Below are 17,241 nucleotides of genomic sequence, written 5' to 3'. Positions count from 1 at the left end.
ACCGCACCCCCGGGTCCCGGCACCGGTCCCGGCCCCGAGCACCACCCCACTCATCACGAGGAGGAACCACCCATGCCCCTCCGTCCCCCGACGACAGCGAGCACGAGCCCGGGCGCGACCGCACGCCCGAGACACCGGGCCCACCGCTCCGCCCTGGCCGCCGCCGTCGCAGCCCTCGGCGCCCTGGGCCTGCTGGGCGCCTTCACCATCGCCAACTCCCAGGCAGCGGAAAGCGGTTCCGCGGCTCCGGCGGCCGCGGCCGCGCTCCCGGCGTACGACCACGTGGTCGTCGTCGTGTACGAGAACAAGCAGTACGGCGAGATCATGGGCAGCGCCAACGCCCCCTACATCAACCAGCTCGCGGGCGGCGGCGCGAGCCTGACCGGAATGAAGGCGCTGACCCACCCGAGCCAGCCGAACTACTTCAACCTGTTCTCCGGCGCCACGCAGGGCATCACCGGGGACGGCTGCTACACCCCGCAGTCGATGACCGCGCCCAACCTGGGCCAGGAGGTGATCGCGGCCGGCAAGACCTTCGCGACGTACAACGAGGACCTGCCGAGCGAGGGTTCCACGGCCTGCACCAACGGCCAGTACGCCCAGAAGCACAACCCGTGGTTCGCCTTCAAGAACGTGCCGCTGAACACCGGGAAGACCTGGACGCAGTTCCCGCAGAACAACTTCGCCGCCCTGCCGAACCTGTCGTTCGTCGTCCCCAACCAGTGCAACGACATGCACTCCTGCTCGGTCGGCACGGGCGACACCTGGACGAAGAACAACATCGACGCCTACGCGCAGTGGGCGAAGGCCAACAACAGCCTGCTGGTGCTGACCTGGGACGAGGACAACTACCTCGGCTCCAACCAGATCGCCACCGTGTTCTACGGGGCGAACGTCAAGACGGGCACCTACGCCACCGCCTTCAACCACCACCACCTGCTGCGCACCTTCGAGGACCTGTTCGGCACGGCGACCCACGCCGGGAACGCCGCCAACGTCCAGCCCATCAGTGAGGTGTTCACCCCCACGAACCCCACCCCGACCCCGACACCCACCCCGACCCCGACTCCCACGCCGACACCCACCTCCACGCCGACCCCCGGTGACCTGAAGCTGGCCAACCCCGGCCCCCAGAGCTGCAAGTTCAACCAGAACTGCACCATCCAGCTCACCACCACCGGCGGAAAGCCCCCCGTCCGCTACACGGCCACCGGACTGCCGTGGGGCCTGACCCTCGACGCCACCACCGGCCGCATCAGCGGCAAACCCTGGGCCACCGGAACGATCCAGATCACCGCCACCGCCACCGACGCCACCCCCACCACAGCCACCACCACCTTCCCCCTCACCCTCACCTGGTTCTGACCAACCTGTTCAGAACGTGAAGGAGGCACTGTGTACCTGTCGACCAGCCGCGCGGCGGACGTCGCCGCCGACCCTCCGGCACCGAAGGGCCCGCTGCGGGCCGTCCCCGGCACGGTGCTCGCCCTCGGCATGGTCAGCCTGGTCACGGACGTCTCCGCGGAGATGGTCACCGCCGTCCTGCCGCTGTACCTGGTGGCCGGACTCGGGATGTCCCCGCTCGCCTTCGGCGCCCTGGACGGGCTCAATCAGGGCGCCACCGCACTGCTGCGCCTCCTCGGAGGACGGGTCTCGGACCGCACGCAGCGCCGCAAGCTCGTCGCCGGCACCGGCTACGCGATCTCCGCCGTCTGCAAGGCGGCCCTGCTCGCGGTCACGACCCCCTGGTCGGTGGCGGCGGTGCTCGCCGCCGACCGGACCGGAAAGGGCCTGCGCACCGCCCCGCGCGACGCGCTGATCTCGCTGTCCTGCCCGCCGGGGGAGCAGGGCCGCGCCTTCGGCGTGCACCGCGCGCTGGACACGGCCGGGGCCCTGCTGGGGCCGCTGGCCGCGTTCGGCGTGCTGTGGGTGGCGGTCGACGGGTACGAGGCCGTCTTCACCCTGAGCTGCTGCTTCGCGGTGCTGGGCGTCCTGATCCTGGTCCTCTTCGTACGCGAGAGCCCCGCGCCCGCGTCACCGGCGGCCGGGACGGCTTCGGCACGGACCCTGCTGCGGATCCCGGGCCTGCGGCGGCTCTGCCTGACCGCCGCGGTGCTCGGCCTGTTCACCGTCGGGGACGCCTTCCTCTACCTCCTGCTCCAGCGGCGCCTCGAACTGCCGGCCGCCTGGTTCCCGCTGCTGCCGGTCGGCACCGCGGCCGTGTTCCTGCTCGCCGCCCTGCCCGTGGGCCGGCTCGCCGACCGGCTGGGACGCCACCGCGTCTTCCTCGGCGGCCACCTGCTCCTGCTCGGCGCCTGCCTGATCCTGCTGGCTCCGGTACCGCCCGGCCCCGTGCTCGTGTGCGGGGTCCTCGGTCTGCTCGGCCTGTTCTACGCCGCCACCGACGGGGTGCTGATGGCCGCGGCCGGACCGCTGCTGCCCGCGGGGCTGCGCACCACCGGGCTGGCGGTGCTCCAGACGGCGCAGGCCCTGGCGCGGTTCGCGGGCTCCCTGCTCTTCGGCGCGGCGTGGACCCTGTGGGGCCCGGGTCCGGCGCTGGCCGTGACGGCCGTCGGACTGCTGCTGACCCTGGCGCTGACGGCTGCCTTCGCGGGCCGCGTCCCCACCCCGGGGGAGGAGTCCCCCGAGGGGTGAGGGCGGTGGATCAGGCCGTCGCCGCCCCGCTCGGCTGCGGCTCCTCCTTCGCGGCCCGGCGCCGCAGGGCGTCCTCGTCCGTGTCGGCGTCGTAGGAGATCAGCTTCGGCAACAGGGCCGCCAGCACCGCCACCGAGGCCACGCAGGCGAGCCCGCCGCTCCAGAAGGCCGAGCGGGTACCGGTCCAGCCGGCCATCGTGCCCGCACGGACCTGACCGAGCTGCGGGCCGACGGTGTACGAGAGCACCTCGATGCCCGCGAGGCGGCCCCGCAGCTCCTCGGGGATCGTCTGGTTCCAGATGGTGGCCCGCCCCAGCCCGCTCAGCATGTCGCCCGCGCCGGCCACGGCGAGGCACAGCAGCACCAGCCAGATGTTCCCGGACCAGCCCGCGGCCGCGATGGCCAGCCCCCACACCCCGGCCCCGCACACCACCAGCAGCCCGTGCCGGCGTACCCGCGAGGCCCAGCCGCTGGTCAGCCCCAGCACCAGGGAGCCCACCGCCCCGGCCGCGTACATCAGACCCAGCGCCCACACCGCGTCGAGCTCGTCCGCGAGGAAGGGGAAGATGGCGTTCGGGAAGGCGAAGAACATCGCCGCCAGGTCCACGGCGTACGTGCCGAGCAGCACGGGCCGGCTCCACGCGTACCGGGCGCCCTCGGCGATCCCCCGCAAGGAGGGCCGCTCGGCGTCCCGGGCGGGCGGAGCCGGACGCAGCCGCAGGCACAGCAGCACGGAGACGAGGAACCCGGCCACGGTGACGGCGTACGCGGACGCGTACCCGGCGTACGCGACGACCAGGCCGGCCACCGCGGGACCCGCGATGGCTCCGAACTGGTAGCGCAGCCCGTTCAGCGCGGCGGCGGCGGTCAGCTGGTCGTGCGGCACGATCCGGGCCATCAGCGAGTCCATGGCCGGCCGCTGCAGGCCGGTCAGCGCCGACACGCACGCCGCGACCACGTACAGCGGCCACAGCATCGGGGTCGGCAGGGCCGAGTTCACCAGGAGGACCAGAGCGAGCACCCCGAGCCCGGCCTCCGTCAGCAGGATCATCCGACGCCGGTCCACGGCATCGGCGAGGGCGCCGCCGTAGAGGCCGAAGACCACCAGCGGGAGCAGCTCCACCGCGCCCATCGCACCGACCGCGAGCGGCGAGTCCGTCATGTGCTTGATCTGCAGCGGGAGCGCGATCATCGCCATGAACGAGCCGAAGAAGGTGACCGTGCCCTGGTAGAACAGCAGCCGGAAATCGGGGCTGGACCGCAACGGGGACAGGTCGGGCAGTACGGAGGCGAAACGGGATCTGCTCACGAGGGGCCATGGTCGGCGCCCGCCCGTCCCTCCGGCAACCGATTTTCGGCTGCCCTCCGATCCTGCACAATCGGCGGATGAGCGATGAAGACCCCTACCTCTGGTTGGAAGAAGTGACCGGCGAGGCCGCCCTGTCCTGGGTGCGCGAGCGCAACGAGGAAACGGTGTCCGCGCTGGCCTCGGATCCCGGGTTCAAGGTGCTGGAGTCGGAGGTCCGCGAGGCCCTCGACGACGACGGCAGGATCCCCTACGCGCGCCGGCGGGGACGTCACCTCTACAACTTCCGGCAGGACGCCGACCACGTACGCGGCCTGTGGCGGCGCACCACATTGGAGGAGTACCGCAAGGAGCGGCCCGACTGGGAGCCGGTCCTCGACCTGGACGCACTCGCCGAGGCCGAGGGGGAGAAGTGGGCCTGGGCGGGCAGCGCCGTGCTGGGTCCCGACCATCGCCACGCCCTGGTCATGCTGTCCAGGGACGGCGCTGACGCCTGTGTCGTGCGCGAGTTCGACCTGGAGGAGCGGGAGTTCGTCGAGGGCGGTTTCGAGGTCGCCGAGGCCAGGACCCAGATCGGCTGGATCGACCGGGACCTGGTCTGGATCGGCACGGACTTCGGCCCCGGTTCGATGTCCACGTCCGGTTACCCCCTCCAGGTGCGCCGGTGGCGGCGCGGCACGCCCCTCGCGGAGGCGGAACTGGTCTACGAGGGCCGCCCGACGGACATGACCGCCACCGGATGGCACGATGACACACCCGGTTTTGAACGGGACTTCGTCCACCGGCAGATCGATTTCTGGAAGCAGGAGCTGTTCCTCCTGCCCGGGGACACCGCCGCCCCGGCGGAGCCCGAGAAGATCGAGGTCCCGGACGACGCCGGTGCCTCCGTCCACCGCGAGTGGCTGATCGTCTCGCCGAAGTCCCCGTGGCTCGGCCACGTCGCGGGCAGTCTTCTCGCCTTCGACTTCGAGGCCTTCCGGGCGGGGGAGCGGGAGGCGGCGGTGCTCTTCACCCCGGACGAGCACACCGCCCTCGCGGGCTGGAGCTGGACCCGCCACCACCTGATCCTCACCACCAGCGCCGACGTTTCCTCCCGGCTCGAGATCCTGACCCCCGGACCGGGCCCCGACGGCTGGAGCCGCACCCCCCTGTCCGGCGTACCGCCGCTGTCCACGGCCTCCGTCACCGGCACCGATCCGGACGTGAGCGACGAGTTCTTCCTGAACGTCTCGGGCCACCTCCAGCCGTCCACGCTCTACCGGGGTACGGCCCCGGCCGGCGCCGACGAGACCGTCAAGCAGGACCCGGCCCTCTTCGACACGGCCGGTCTCACGGTCCGCCAGCACTTCGCGCGCTCCGCGGACGGCACGGAGGTCCCGTACTTCGTCGTCGGCCCCGAGGACCGCACCGGCCCCGGGCCCACCCTGCTCTACGGCTACGGCGGCTTCGAGATCTCCATGGTCCCGGGCTACAGCGCCGTGACCGGCCGCGCCTGGCTCGCGCGCGGCGGCACCTACGTGGTGGCGGGCATCCGGGGCGGGCACGAGTACGGGCCGGACTGGCACAAGGCCGCACTCGGCGCGAACCGGGTCCGGGCCTACGAGGACTTCGCGGCCGTGGCCCGGGACCTCATCGCCCGGGACATCACCACCCCGGCCCAGCTCGGCATCGAAGGCGGCAGCAACGGCGGACTGCTCATGGGCGCGATGCTCACCCGCGACCCCGAACTGTTCGGCGCGGTCGTGGCCCTCGTGCCGCTGATGGACATGCTGCGCTTCCACAAGCTGCTCGCCGGTGCGAGCTGGATCGCCGAGTACGGGGACCCCGACGACCCGGCCGACCGGCCCCACCTGGAGGGGATCTCCCCGTACCACCAGGTCCGGACGGACGGGCCCGCGTACCCGCCGCTGCTCCTGCTGACCTCGACCCGCGACGACCGCGTCCACCCCGGGCACGCCCGCAAGATGGCCGCCCGGCTGCGGGAGTCGGGGCATCCCGTGCTGTTCCACGAGCACCTCGGCGGCGGCCATTCCGGCGCCACCGACCACGGGCAGACGGCCTTCAACCACGCGCTGGTCCACACCTTCCTGTGGGACCGGCTGACCCCGCAGAGGTGACCCTTCAGAGGTGACGGCACAGAGGTGACGGCATAGAGGTGAGGCCACAGAGGTGACGCCTCTTACGCGGTGCGCGCGGCCCGGGATCAGATCCGGTACCTGATCCCGGGCCGCGCCGCGTTCAGGCTCCGCGCAGCGCCAGGACCCGGTTCTCGATCGCGGTGATCAGCGCCTCGACCCTGGCCTCGAAGATCTGCTCGTCCGTGACCTCGGCCAGCTGTGCGCCGAGCCGGGTGATGTTGGGGAAGCCCGCGGGATCGACCAGGCGGTACTCGCGGTTCCACGAGGACTCGTCGGCCGCCCGGACCTCCGGGTCGAACAAGAGGTAGGCGGCGCGCTGCCCGACGTAGGCCAGGAGGGAGTCGCCGACCATCCGGTAGTGGACGGCCGCCTCCGCCCCTTCGAGGCCCGCCTCCGTCACCGCGCCGAGGATCAGCTCCACGACGCGGAACTCGTTGGGCCTGCGAGTGGTCCGGCTGGCCATGGTCGAGCCGACCACCGGGTACCTGAGGGCCACTTCGAGGGAGCCGTCGGCGAGCGCCCGCAGCCGGCCCTTCCAGTCGAGCCCCTCGGGGATGCTGTCGAGCACCTCGCCGAGCGTGCGGTCGGCGACCGAGAGCAGCAGCTCGTCCTTGTCGCGGAAGTGCCGGTAGATCGCGGTCGGGTCGGCGCCGAGCTCCTCGCCGAGGCGCCGCACGGTGAAGGCGTCCTCGCTGCCGCGAGCCGCGATGCGCAGGCTCGCTTCGATGATCGCGTCGGGTGTGAGCTGGCTGCCCGCGCGCTTGGACCGGGCGGGTGTGTCGGATGACTTCGGCATGGTGGGGCCAGTGTAACGATGTGGAACAGAGCGAGCGCAACACCGTTGACAACAATGTTGCGCTCCCGTTCACTCCTCCTCAACGAACCAGCCGTGCGGGCCTCGCCCGCCGAGCCGAAGGATGCGTCGATGGGCAATACCAGGCAGCCGATCAGGCAGCGTGCCGACATCGTCTTCGTAGGGGGACGGGTCTTCACCGGCACCTCACCCACCCCGATCGACGCCGCCGTCGCCGTCGGAGGCGGCCGGATCATCGCCGTGGCCGACGAGGCGGCCGTGCGCTCGCTCGCGGACGCCGGCACCGAGGTCGTCGACCTCGCCGGAGGACTCCTCGTCCCCGGGTTCCAGGACGCCCACGTCCACCCCGCCGTGGCCGGCGTCCAGATGCTCGGCTGCGACCTGAGCGAGGAGCGAACCGTCGAGGGCTACCTCGCGGTGGTCGCGGAATTCGCCGCCGCCCACCCCGACGCCGACTGGATCCGCGGCGGCGGCTGGTCGATGGACGTCTTCCCCGGAGGCACGCCCACCCGCGCCCTGCTCGACGTGGTGGTCCCGGACCGGCCCGTCCTGCTCACCAACCGCGACGGCCACGGAGCCTGGGTCAACACCAGGGCCCTGGAGACCGCGGGAGTCGACCGCACCACCCCCGACCCGGCGGACGGCCGGGTCGAACGGGAGGAGGACGGAACCCCGGCCGGCACCCTCCAGGAGGGCGCCGTGGAGCTGGTGGCGCACCACGTGCCCATCGCGACCCCGGACGAGGCGCTCGCCGGCCTGCTCGCGGCGCAGGAGCACCTCTTCTCCCTCGGCGTCACCAGCTGGCAGGACGCCATGATCGGCGCCTTCCCCGGCAACCCCGACAACTACGGCGTCTACCTGCGCGCCGCCCGCGAGGGCTCCCTGCGCGCCCGCGTCGTCGGCGCCCTGTGGTGGGACCGCGAACGCGGCCTGGAGCAGATACCCGACATCGAGGAGCGCCGCCGCACCGGACAGGCCGGCCGCTTCAACGCCACCAGCGTGAAGATGATGCAGGACGGCATCGCCGAGAACTTCACCGCCGGCATGCTGGAGCCCTACCTCGACGGCTGCGGCTGCGCCACGAAGAACTCCGGGCTCAGCTTCATCGATCCGAAGGTGCTCACCGAGGCGGTGTCGCGGCTCGACCGCTCAGGTTTCCAGATCCACTTCCACGCACTGGGCGACCGGGCCGTCCGCGAGGTGCTCGACGCCCTCGCCGAGGCCCGCGAGACCAACGGTGCCAACGACAACCGCCACCACCTCGCCCACCTCCAGCTCGTCCACCCGGACGACATCGCCCGCTTCGCGAGCCTGGACGCGGCCGCCAACATCCAGGCCCTGTGGGCCGCGCACGAACCGCAGATGGACGAGCTCACGATCCCCTTCCTCGGCCCGGAACGAGCCCGCCTCCAGTACCCGTTCGGCGACCTCCAGCGCGCCGGAGCCCGCCTGGTCGCGGGCAGCGACTGGTCGGTCAGCAGCCCCAACCCGCTGTGGGGCATCCACGTCGCCGTCAACCGCTCCGTGCCCGACGAGGCGCCGGGCGCCACCGGGACCTTCGAACCGGCGCCGCCCTTCTTCCCCGAGCAGGCGCTCACCCTCTCCCAGGCGCTCACCGCCTACACCGCCGGCAGCGCGTGGGTGAACCACCTCGACGAGGTCACCGGCACCGTCGAGGAGGGCAAGTACGCGGACCTCGTCGTCCTCGACCGGGACCCCTTCGCCCACCCCCCGCTGGAGATCGCCGACACCCGCGTGCTGCGCACGTACATCGACGGCGAACTGGTCTTCGCCGCGACCGACTGAGCGCCCGGCCGCCAGGCCGCCCGTCCCGTACCGCCCCCTCCGCACCGCCCCCCGCACCGTCACCGCACCGCCACCGGCCGGGCCGCCACCGGCCGAGCGTCACCCACCCCACCGAGCTCATCCCTCAGGGAGCCAGACGATGTCATCCGCCCGATCGGGATCCCCGCTGAACCGCGGCCGCCGCACCCACAGCCGCATCCGCCAGGCCGCGGCCGCCGCCCTCGCCTCGGCCGCCCTCCTCGTCACGAGCGCCTGCAGCGGCGCCGCCGCCGACAAGGACGCGGACCGCGCCGCCGCGTACCGGATCACGGACAAGACGCCCGCCACCACCGGGAACGTGAACTCCTTCACCTGGTCCGTCTACGCGGAGCCGACCACCATCGACTACGCGTACTCCTTCGACTTCCCGCCCAACCAGATCCTCTCCAACGTCTGCGAGAGCCTGCTGCGCTGGAACCCCGACCTGACGACCTCCCCCGGGCTCGCGGCCTCGTACACCAACCCCGCGCCCACCACCTGGGTCTACCAGATCCGCCCCGGCGTGCGCTTCCACGACGGGACGGCGCTCACCGCCGACGACGTCGTCGCCTCCCTGAGCCGCAACCTCGACCCGGAGACCGCCAGCGTCTGGGCGAACCAGTACAAGAACGTCAAGTCCATCGACAAGACCGGCCCGATGGAAGTCACCGTCACCCTGACCAAGCCGGACTCCACCTTCAACAAGTACCTGGCCGCGGGCCCCGGCACCGTGGAGTCCGCCGCCACCCTGGCCAAGTCCGGCAAGGACTACGGCAATCCGCAGACCGGCGTGAACTGCACCGGCCCCTTCTCCTTCGGATCGTGGACCTCCGGCCAGTCCCTCACCCTCAAGCGGTTCGACGGGTACTGGAACCAGGAACGGAAGGCCAAGTCCGGCGAGGTGAAGTTCGTCTTCCTCGCCGATGCCACCACCCGGGTCAACGCCTTCCAGAGCGGGGAGGTCGACGGCGGCTGGATGGTCCCGCCGAACGCCTACGCCCAACTGGGCTCCACCCAGGCCGGAAAGCTCTACTTCGGCCGCAACACCACCGTCGCCGACGAGGTGGTCGCCAACCTCAAGGGCCCCCTCGGCGACCCCAAGGTCCGCCAGGCCCTCCTGATGGCCATCGACCGCAAGGGCATCGTCAAGGCCGGCGCCGGCGGGGTCGGCGAGGTCTCCGACTCGCTCGTCACCGACAACCTGTGGGCCGACGCGCCCCCAGCGACCCGCGAAGCGCTCCTGAAGGACCTGCCGAAGTACCCGTACGACCCGGCCAAGGCCAAGGCGCTCGCCGCCGAGGCCGGAGTCAACGGCCAGGAGGTCGTGATCGCGACCAGCCCGCTGGACTCGCAGACCACGATCATCACCCAGGCCGTAGCCCAGGCCGCCACCGCCATCGGACTGAAGCCGCGGATCGACTCCCTCTCCGCGGAGAAGTACACGACCCTCTTCACCGACCCCGCGGCGCGCGAGGGCATCGACCTCTTCCTCACCTTCTGGTACACGTCCATCACCGACCCGCTGGACATGTTCGCCTCGCTGGAGACCGGAGCCTTCAGCAACTACGGCAACTGGTCCGACCCGGCCTTCGACGCCGCCGTCGAGAAGGCCGTCGGGGCCTACGACCCCGCCCAGCACGCGGCCGCCAACGCCGAGGCGCAGCAGATCGCCTCGCGCGAACTGCCCTGGCTACCCCTCTACACCCTCCCCGTCAGCGTCTTCATGGGCAAGAAGATCACCGGCGTCCAGCCCTCCATCGCCTACCTCTACTACCCGTGGGCGGCCGAGATCGGAGCCAAGGGATGACGGCCGCGGCGACGGCCGCGACCACCTGCGCCGTACGGGTGCTGCGGCGCCTGGCCGGCATGGCGGCGACCCTGCTCGTCACTTCCTTCCTCGTCTTCTCCTCCCTCTTCCTCGCCCCCGGCGACCCGGCGAGCTTCCTCATCAAGGGACGCAGCCCCAGCCCCGAGGACCTCGCCGCGCTGCGCAGTCAGTACGGCTTCGACGAACCCTTCCTGGTCCGGTACTGGAACTGGCTCGAAGGGGTGCTGCACGGCGACCTCGGCCGCTCCTACCTCTTCCACCAGGACGTCTCCTCCGTCATCTGGTCGCGCCTGCCCTCCTCCCTGCTGCTGATCGCCGTCTCCGGCCTGATGATCGCCGTGTTCGGCATCGGCTCCGGCATCGTCGGCGCGCTGCGCCGGGGCTCGCGCACCGACCGCTCCCTGATGCTGCTCGTCACGGTGGGCGCGGCGGCGCCGGCCTTCGTCGCCGCCCTGCTGCTCAGGTCGGTGTTCGGGGTGCAGCTGGGATGGTTCCCCACCATCGGGAACGGCGAGGGCCTCATGGACCGGCTGCACCACGTGATCCTCCCCGCGGCGGCCCTGTCCGTCACCTTCACGGCCCTGGTGACCCGGGTGACCCGCTCGGCCATGCTCGACGAACTGGGCCGCGACCACGTGGAGGTCGCGCTGAGCCGCGGAGCGCCACGGCGGACCGTCATCCGCCGGCACGTCCTGCGCAACGCGCTCGGACCGATCGTCACCGTCTCCGCCCTCCTGGTCTCCGGCATGCTCGTCAGCACCGCGATCGTCGAGACCGCCTTCGGAATGTCCGGCGTGGGCTCCCTGCTGGTGCAGTCCGTCGACCAGCTCGACTTCCAGGTCGTCCAGGCCGTCGTGCTGCTCGTGGTCGCCGCCTTCGTCGTCGTCAACGCCCTCGTGGACCTGGTCCTGCCACTGATCGATCCGCGCACGGCGGCAGCGGGGAGCGCCCGATGAGCACCCTTTCCGAAGCGGGCGCCGCGCCCCTCACCCCTCGTACCCGGCGCGACCCGCTCGCCCGGCTGCGCCGCCTCGGCGGCGGCCGGCTCCAGCGGACCTGCCTGGCGCTCCTCGTCCTGTTCGTCCTCATCGCACTGCTCGGACCCTGGATCGCCCCGTACGACCCCACCTTCGGACAGCTCGGCGACACCCTCCTGGGACCGAGCGCCCAGCACTGGCTGGGCACCGACCAGGGCGGCCACGACACCCTCTCGGCGCTGCTGGCCGGTACCCGGACCAGCCTGGCCGGTCCGCTCGCGGTCGTCCTGTTCTCCACGGTCCTCGGCGTCGCCGTCGGCCTGTTCACCGCCTGGCGCGGGGGCTGGATCGACACCGCCGTCGGCCGGGTCCTCGACGTCCTGTTCGCCTTCCCGGCGCTGCTCCTCGCGATCCTCGCGGTGGCCCTGTTCGGCAAGGGGATGACGGCCCCGGTGATCGCCATGGCCATCGCCTACATGCCGTACACCGCACGCCTCGTACGGGGCCTGGCCGTCCGGGAGAAGTCCCGGCCCTACGTCGCCGCCTACCAGGTGCAGGGCCACTCGCCCCTGTACGTCACCGTCCGCAGGCTGCTGCCCAACATCTCGCCGACGCTGCTCGCCCAGTCGACGGTGAACTTCGGCTACGCGCTGCTCGACCTCGCCGCCCTCTCCTTCCTCGGCCTCGGCGTACAGCCGCCCACCCCCGACTGGGGAGCCATGATCAACCAGGGGCAGGCGGCCGTCCTGCAAGGGCAGCCGCTCTCCGCGATCGCGCCGGCCGTGGCGGTCGTGCTGGTCGTGGTCGCCTTCAACGTCGTCGGGGAAGACCTCGGCGACCGGCTCGCGGGGAGGGACTCCCAATGACACTGCTCGACTACGAAGCCCTGCGCGTCACCCTCCCCGCGATGGCCCGCCCCCTCCTCGACGGCGTCGGCCTCACCGTCTCGGCCGGTGAGGTCGTCGCCCTGGTCGGCGAATCCGGCTCGGGCAAGTCCGTGACCGCCCGCGCCGCCCTCGGCCTGTTCCCGCAGGGCGCCGAGATCGGCGGCCGGGTCCGCGTGGAGGGGACCGACCTGGTCGGCGCCGGCCCCGCGAGCCTGCGCGAGGTGCGCACGAACAAGGCCGCGATGATCTACCAGGACCCCCGGGCCGCCATCAACCCGGTCCGCCGGGTCGGGGACTTCCTCACCGAACCGCTGCGCCTGGTGCACGGCTGGTCCAGGGCCCGGGCGAACGTCAGGGCCGCCGAACTGCTCGACGCGGTCGGCCTGCCCGACCCGGTCCGCCACCTGAACCAGTTCCCGCACGAGCTCTCCGGTGGCATGCTCCAGCGTGTCGTGATCGCCGCGGCCCTCACCGCCGAACCCAAGCTCCTGCTCTGCGACGAGCCGACCACCGCGCTCGACGTCAGCACCCAGGCCGAGATCCTGGCCGTCCTCGGCCGGCTCCAGCGCGAACGCGGCCTCGGACTCCTCCTCATCACCCATGACATCGAGCTCGCCGCCTCCGTCAGCGACCGGATCTACGTCATGTACGCGGGCCGGATCGTCGAAACGGCGCCCGTGGCGGAACTCTTCGCCTCCCCGCGACACCCCTACACCGCGGGCCTGCTCGGCTCCTCCCCGCCCCTCGAAGGCCCCCTCGCTCGCCTCACCCCCATCCCCGGCGCCCCGATGGGCCTGCTGGAGTCGGCGTCCGGCTGCGCCTTCGCACCCCGCTGCCGGTTCGCCGAACCGGGTCGCTGCGACCAGTCCCCGCCCGAGCTCCTGCGGCACGGCCCGGCCGAGGTCGCCTGCCACCGCGCCGCCGAAGTCGCGCCAGAGTTGGTGCCCGAGTTCGCGTCCGAGCTCGCGCCCGAGTTCGCGTCCGAGGAGGACCGTTGAGCACCCGCACCGACACCGACACCGGCAAGGGCGCCGAGCCAGGGAAGAAGACCGCCCCGGAGCTCCTCCGGGTGACCGGACTGCGCAAGACCTACCGGACCGGCGGGACGGAGGTGATCGCCGTCGACGACCTGTCGTTCTCCGTGCGGGCCGGAGGAGCCCTCGGCATCGTGGGTGAATCCGGTTCGGGCAAGACCACCACCGCCCGGATGCTGATCGGCCTGGAACGCCCCGACGCGGGCGAGATCCTGGTCCAGGGCCGGCCGCTGGCGGCCTCCGTACGGGGGAGGCCGGCCCGGCTGGCCCGTGCCAAGGCGGTCCAGATCGTCTTCCAGGACCCCTACCTCTCCCTGGACGCGCGGCTGAGCATCGGCGAGACCGTCGACGGCGTCCTCAGGCTGCACGGCCTGTCCGACCGGACGGCCCGGACCGCACGGGTACGGGAACTGCTGGCCCAGGTGGGCCTCGGCGACCGCGAGGCCGGCGCCCTGCCCCGCCGGCTCTCCGGCGGGCAGCGCCAGCGCGCCGCGATCGCCAGGGCACTGGCCGTGGAACCGGCCGTCCTGGTGCTCGACGAGGCGGTGTCCGCCCTGGACGTGTCCGTGCAGGCGCAGGTGCTCAACCTGCTGTCGGACATCCGGCGCGACACCGGGATCGGCCTGGTCTTCGTCAGCCACGACCTGGCCGTCGTCCGCTACGTCTGCGACGAGGCGCTCGTCATGTACCGCGGCCGGACGATGGAACACCGTCCGGTCGACGAGCTCCTCACCGACCCCCAGCACCCTTACACCCGGTTGCTGCTGGCCTCCGTACCCCGTCCGGGCTGGGACCCCGACTCGATCAGCCGGCGCCGGCGCGAGCTGGACCCGCTCACGGCGCCGGCGGCTGCGGGGGCCTGATGCCGGGGCGGGTCCGCACGGACCCGCCCCGGCCGCGGGGCGCCACCGTCACGAGCGCGGTCCGACCGGCCCCTCCGGGCAGCCGGGCGATCATGGCCGGATCCGCGCTGGCGTCCCCGCAACGCATGGCGGAAGATCCCTGAGCGGGCACCGCCCGTGCCTTACGATCGCCGCGGACGGTCCCGTCCGTGATCGCTGCTCGACCCGCACCCGTGGAGGTCAACCGTGTTCCGGACGGCCAGAGGAAACCGCACGCGCCCCGGCAGCCTCCGAATCCGCGTCGGCGCCGCGGCCGCGGGTGCGTTCCTCGTCGCGGGATGTTCCTCGGGCGGTGATGGCCCGGGCGAGGCGGCCGGTGGGGTGCCCGTCGTGGAGAAGGGCAAGCTGACCACCTGCACCCACCTGCCCTATCCGCCGTTCCAGTTCGAGAAGGACGGCAAGGTCGTCGGTTTCGACGTGGCCCTGGTCGACCTGGTGGCGACCCGGCTCAAGGTGGAGCAGAAGATCCTCGACACCCCCTTCGAGAACTTCAAGACCGGCGCCTTCCTGAACTCCGGCGAATGCGACCTCGCGGCCGCCGGTATGACGATCACCGACGAGCGCAAGAAGAACGTCGACTTCTCCGTCCCCTACTTCGACGCCACGCAGGCACTGCTCGCCACCAAGAAGAGCGGCGTCACCTCGCTCGCCGACCTCAAGGCGAAGTCGAAGAAGCTGGGCGCGCAGGCCGAGACCACCGGCGAGAGCTACGCCAAGGCCCAGGGCTTCGACCCCGTCGCCTTCGAGAGCTCGGACGCGGTGCTCAACGGACTGCGCACCGGCCAGGTGGACGCGATCGTCATCGACTACCCCGTGGTGCAGGGCTGGCTCAAGGACCCCAAGAACGCAGCCGAGTTCACCCTCGGACAGAACATCGAGACGGGCGAGCAGTACGGCTTCTCGGTGAAGAAGGGCAACACCGCCCTCGTGGCGGCGATCGACAAGGCCATCACCGACGCCAAGGCCGACGGCACCTACAAGAAGCTCTACGAGCAGTGGATCGGCCCGCTGCCCCAGACCACCCCGTGACCTCCCGGCTGACCCGGCGCCAGCGCCGCCGGGTCTCGCAGGGACTGCAGTACGCGCTCTTCGCCGCGGTACTGGTGCTGATCGCCGTCTCCGCGGACTGGGGGAGGCTGCAGAACCAGTTCGCCCAGAAGGACCTGGCGCTGCGGCTCTTCCCGGACATCATCACCACGGCCCTGCGCAACACGGTGATCTACACGACGTCCGGGTTCCTCCTCGGGCTGGTCCTCGGCCTGGTCATCGCCATGATGAGACTGTCCTCCGTGGCCCCGTACCGGTGGGTCGCGAGCGTCTACATCGAGCTGTTCCGGGGGCTCCCGGCGCTGCTGATCTTCATCTTCGTGGGCGTGGCGGTGCCCCTGGCGTTCCCCGGTACGGAGATCCCGGGCGGCACGTACGGCAAGGTCGCGATCGGGCTGGGACTGGTGGCCGCCGCCTACATGGCGGAAACGATTCGGGCCGGCATCCAGGCCGTACCCAAGGGGCAGATGGAGGCGGCCCGTTCGCTGGGCTTCTCGCACGCGCGCGCCATGGTCTCGATCGTCATCCCGCAGGCCTTCCGCATCGTGATCCCGCCCCTCACCAACGAACTCGTCCTGCTGTTCAAGGACTCCTCGCTCGTGCTGTTCCTCGGCGTGACGCTGTCGGAGCGCGAACTGACCAAGTTCGGGCGGGACCTCGCCAGCCAGACCGCCAATTCCACCCCGATCCTGGTCGCGGGCCTGTGCTACCTCCTGGTGACCGTGCCGCTGAGCTTCGTGGTGCGCCGCCTGGAGGCCCGCGCGGACAAGGCCGTGTGAGGAAGACATGCCACAGGAGGCCCCAGCGGTGGACACGACGGTCACGGACGGCCCGGAGATCGAGGTCCAGGGACTGCACAAGTCCTTCGGCGCCCACCACGTCCTGCGCGGCATCGACCTGGAGATCGCCCGCGGCGAGGTGGTGTGCGTCATCGGGCCCTCCGGCTCGGGGAAATCGACGCTGCTGCGCTGTGTGAACCTGCTCGAAGAGCCCAGCGAGGGCCGCGTCTTCGTCGGTGGCACCGAGGTCACCGACCCGGACGTCGACATCGACGCCGTACGCCGCCGCATCGGGATGGTCTTCCAGCAGTTCAACCTGTTCCCGCACCTGAGCGTGCGCGACAACCTCAGCCTGCCCCAGCGCCGCGTCCTGCGCCGGGGCCGCGCCGAGGCCGAGGCCGTGGCCGTGAAGAACCTCGCCCGTGTAGGCCTGACCGACAAGTCCGAGGCGTACCCCGCCCAGTTGTCCGGCGGCCAGCAGCAGCGGGTGGCGATCGCCAGGGCCCTGTCGATGGGCCCGGAGGTGATGCTCTTCGACGAGCCGACCTCGGCGCTGGACCCCGAACTCGTCGGTGAGGTACTGGCGGTGATGCGGGTCCTGGCGGGCGAGGGCATGACGATGATGGTCGTCACCCACGAGATGAGCTTCGCCCGCGAGGTCGCGGACCGGGTCGTGTTCATGGACGGCGGAGTCGTCGTCGAGCACGGGCCGGCCGCCCAGGTGGTGGGGGATCCCCGGCACGAGCGGACCAGGGAGTTCCTCAACCGGATCCTGGACCCGGCGGCGACCGACGCACCCGGGGCCCGCGGCGAGGGCCGGCAGCAGGACGGGGACGCCTGATCGAGCGGAGCACCCGCCCGGTTCCCGTGGCCCACCTGCGCCGCCGCGTTGATCATGGGGCAGGATGGCATCCCGTTCGGTATGCGCACGCATGCGCGAACGCGGCCCCACGCACGACGAACTGACAGGTGACAAGGTGACCACACCCCTCATCCGGCGGCCCGCAGGCCCGGCCGCCGCATCTCCGGTCCGGCGAGATGCGGAGGACG

14 protein-coding genes are annotated in these 17,241 nt (G+C 71.8%); 12 read left to right on the top strand and 2 right to left on the bottom strand.

All coding sequences use genetic code 11. The features are described from left to right. The first annotated feature begins 72 nt into the window (after window positions 1-72). Both OG435_RS03620 and OG435_RS03615 read left to right on the top strand, forming a co-directional pair. Window positions 73-1,365, top strand: coding sequence for an alkaline phosphatase family protein (locus OG435_RS03620; protein WP_266875243.1), 1,293 nt, complete (start codon window positions 73-75; stop codon window positions 1,363-1,365). A 30-nt stretch (window positions 1,366-1,395) separates the two neighbouring features. Beyond that, a complete protein-coding gene (locus OG435_RS03615) occupies window positions 1,396-2,655 on the top strand; it encodes an MFS transporter (RefSeq protein WP_266875242.1) in 1,260 nt (419 codons plus the stop codon). A 10-nt stretch (window positions 2,656-2,665) separates the two neighbouring features. Here OG435_RS03615 and OG435_RS03610 read toward each other — a convergent pair whose 3' ends face one another. Beyond that, window positions 2,666-3,964 carry an MFS transporter gene (locus OG435_RS03610; protein WP_266875241.1) on the bottom strand — a complete coding sequence of 433 codons (1,299 nt, stop codon included), beginning with the start codon at window positions 3,962-3,964 and terminating at the stop codon, window positions 2,666-2,668. A 77-nt stretch (window positions 3,965-4,041) separates the two neighbouring features. Here OG435_RS03610 and OG435_RS03605 point away from each other — a divergent pair, with 77 nt between their 5' ends. Next, the gene (locus OG435_RS03605; protein WP_266875240.1) at window positions 4,042-6,078 is read left to right on the top strand and encodes a prolyl oligopeptidase family serine peptidase; all 2,037 of its coding nucleotides are present in this window, start codon (window positions 4,042-4,044) and stop codon (window positions 6,076-6,078) included. A 121-nt stretch (window positions 6,079-6,199) separates the two neighbouring features. On the opposite strand, the gene OG435_RS03600 is transcribed toward OG435_RS03605, so the two are convergent. Then, window positions 6,200-6,895 carry a TetR/AcrR family transcriptional regulator gene (locus OG435_RS03600; protein WP_266875239.1) on the bottom strand — a complete coding sequence of 232 codons (696 nt, stop codon included), beginning with the start codon at window positions 6,893-6,895 and terminating at the stop codon, window positions 6,200-6,202. A 129-nt stretch (window positions 6,896-7,024) separates the two neighbouring features. Between OG435_RS03600 and OG435_RS03595 the strand changes: the two genes are divergently transcribed. From OG435_RS03595 to OG435_RS03555, 9 genes are all read left to right on the top strand, one after another. Beyond that, window positions 7,025-8,719 (top strand): amidohydrolase, encoded by a 1,695-nt coding sequence (locus tag OG435_RS03595; RefSeq protein ID WP_266875238.1) that lies wholly within the window; start codon window positions 7,025-7,027, stop codon window positions 8,717-8,719. 139 nt (window positions 8,720-8,858) lie between these two features. After that, the gene (locus tag OG435_RS03590) at window positions 8,859-10,544 is read left to right on the top strand and encodes an ABC transporter substrate-binding protein (protein ID WP_266875237.1); all 1,686 of its coding nucleotides are present in this window, start codon (window positions 8,859-8,861) and stop codon (window positions 10,542-10,544) included. Next, complete coding sequence (locus OG435_RS03585) at window positions 10,541-11,521, top strand: ABC transporter permease (RefSeq protein WP_266875236.1); 981 nt, start codon at window positions 10,541-10,543, stop codon at window positions 11,519-11,521. The genes OG435_RS03590 and OG435_RS03585 overlap by 4 nt, the downstream gene beginning before the upstream one ends. Next, window positions 11,518-12,408 (top strand): ABC transporter permease, encoded by an 891-nt coding sequence (locus OG435_RS03580; protein ID WP_266875235.1) that lies wholly within the window; start codon window positions 11,518-11,520, stop codon window positions 12,406-12,408. Before OG435_RS03585 ends, OG435_RS03580 begins: the two co-directional genes overlap by 4 nt. After that, a complete protein-coding gene (locus OG435_RS03575; protein ID WP_266875234.1) occupies window positions 12,405-13,427 on the top strand; it encodes an ABC transporter ATP-binding protein in 1,023 nt (340 codons plus the stop codon). The genes OG435_RS03580 and OG435_RS03575 overlap by 4 nt, the downstream gene beginning before the upstream one ends. Further along, entirely contained in the window at window positions 13,424-14,326 is a 903-nt protein-coding gene (locus OG435_RS03570) for an ABC transporter ATP-binding protein (RefSeq protein ID WP_430625570.1), read from the top strand. Before OG435_RS03575 ends, OG435_RS03570 begins: the two co-directional genes overlap by 4 nt. 225 nt (window positions 14,327-14,551) lie before the next feature. Beyond that, window positions 14,552-15,394 (top strand): ABC transporter substrate-binding protein, encoded by an 843-nt coding sequence (locus tag OG435_RS03565; protein ID WP_430625569.1) that lies wholly within the window; start codon window positions 14,552-14,554, stop codon window positions 15,392-15,394. Further along, entirely contained in the window at window positions 15,391-16,191 is an 801-nt protein-coding gene (locus OG435_RS03560; RefSeq protein WP_266875233.1) for an amino acid ABC transporter permease, read from the top strand. The genes OG435_RS03565 and OG435_RS03560 overlap by 4 nt, the downstream gene beginning before the upstream one ends. A 28-nt stretch (window positions 16,192-16,219) precedes the next feature. Next, entirely contained in the window at window positions 16,220-17,032 is an 813-nt protein-coding gene (locus OG435_RS03555) for an amino acid ABC transporter ATP-binding protein (RefSeq protein WP_266875232.1), read from the top strand. Window positions 17,033-17,241 lie beyond the last annotated feature (209 nt).

The sequence above is a fragment of the Streptomyces sp. NBC_01264 genome (genome assembly GCF_026340675.1).
Taxonomy (GTDB): domain Bacteria; phylum Actinomycetota; class Actinomycetes; order Streptomycetales; family Streptomycetaceae; genus Streptomyces.
Note: the sequence above shows the minus strand (reverse complement) of the source record. Positions and strands in the feature narration are given on the sequence as shown.

Excerpts from the sequence above, each read along its gene's own strand:
- OG435_RS03620 (WP_266875243.1), top strand. The coding sequence starts at position 73 with ATGCCCCTCCGTCCCCCGACGACAGCGAGCACGAGCCCGGGCGCGACC.
- OG435_RS03605 (WP_266875240.1), top strand. The coding sequence starts at position 4,042 with ATGAGCGATGAAGACCCCTACCTCTGGTTGGAAGAAGTGACCGGCGAG.
- OG435_RS03600 (WP_266875239.1), bottom strand. The coding sequence starts at position 6,895 with ATGCCGAAGTCATCCGACACACCCGCCCGGTCCAAGCGCGCGGGCAGC.
- OG435_RS03595 (WP_266875238.1), top strand. The coding sequence starts at position 7,025 with ATGGGCAATACCAGGCAGCCGATCAGGCAGCGTGCCGACATCGTCTTC.
- OG435_RS03590 (WP_266875237.1), top strand. The coding sequence starts at position 8,859 with ATGTCATCCGCCCGATCGGGATCCCCGCTGAACCGCGGCCGCCGCACC.
- OG435_RS03585 (WP_266875236.1), top strand. The coding sequence starts at position 10,541 with ATGACGGCCGCGGCGACGGCCGCGACCACCTGCGCCGTACGGGTGCTG.
- OG435_RS03580 (WP_266875235.1), top strand. The coding sequence starts at position 11,518 with ATGAGCACCCTTTCCGAAGCGGGCGCCGCGCCCCTCACCCCTCGTACC.
- OG435_RS03575 (WP_266875234.1), top strand. The coding sequence starts at position 12,405 with ATGACACTGCTCGACTACGAAGCCCTGCGCGTCACCCTCCCCGCGATG.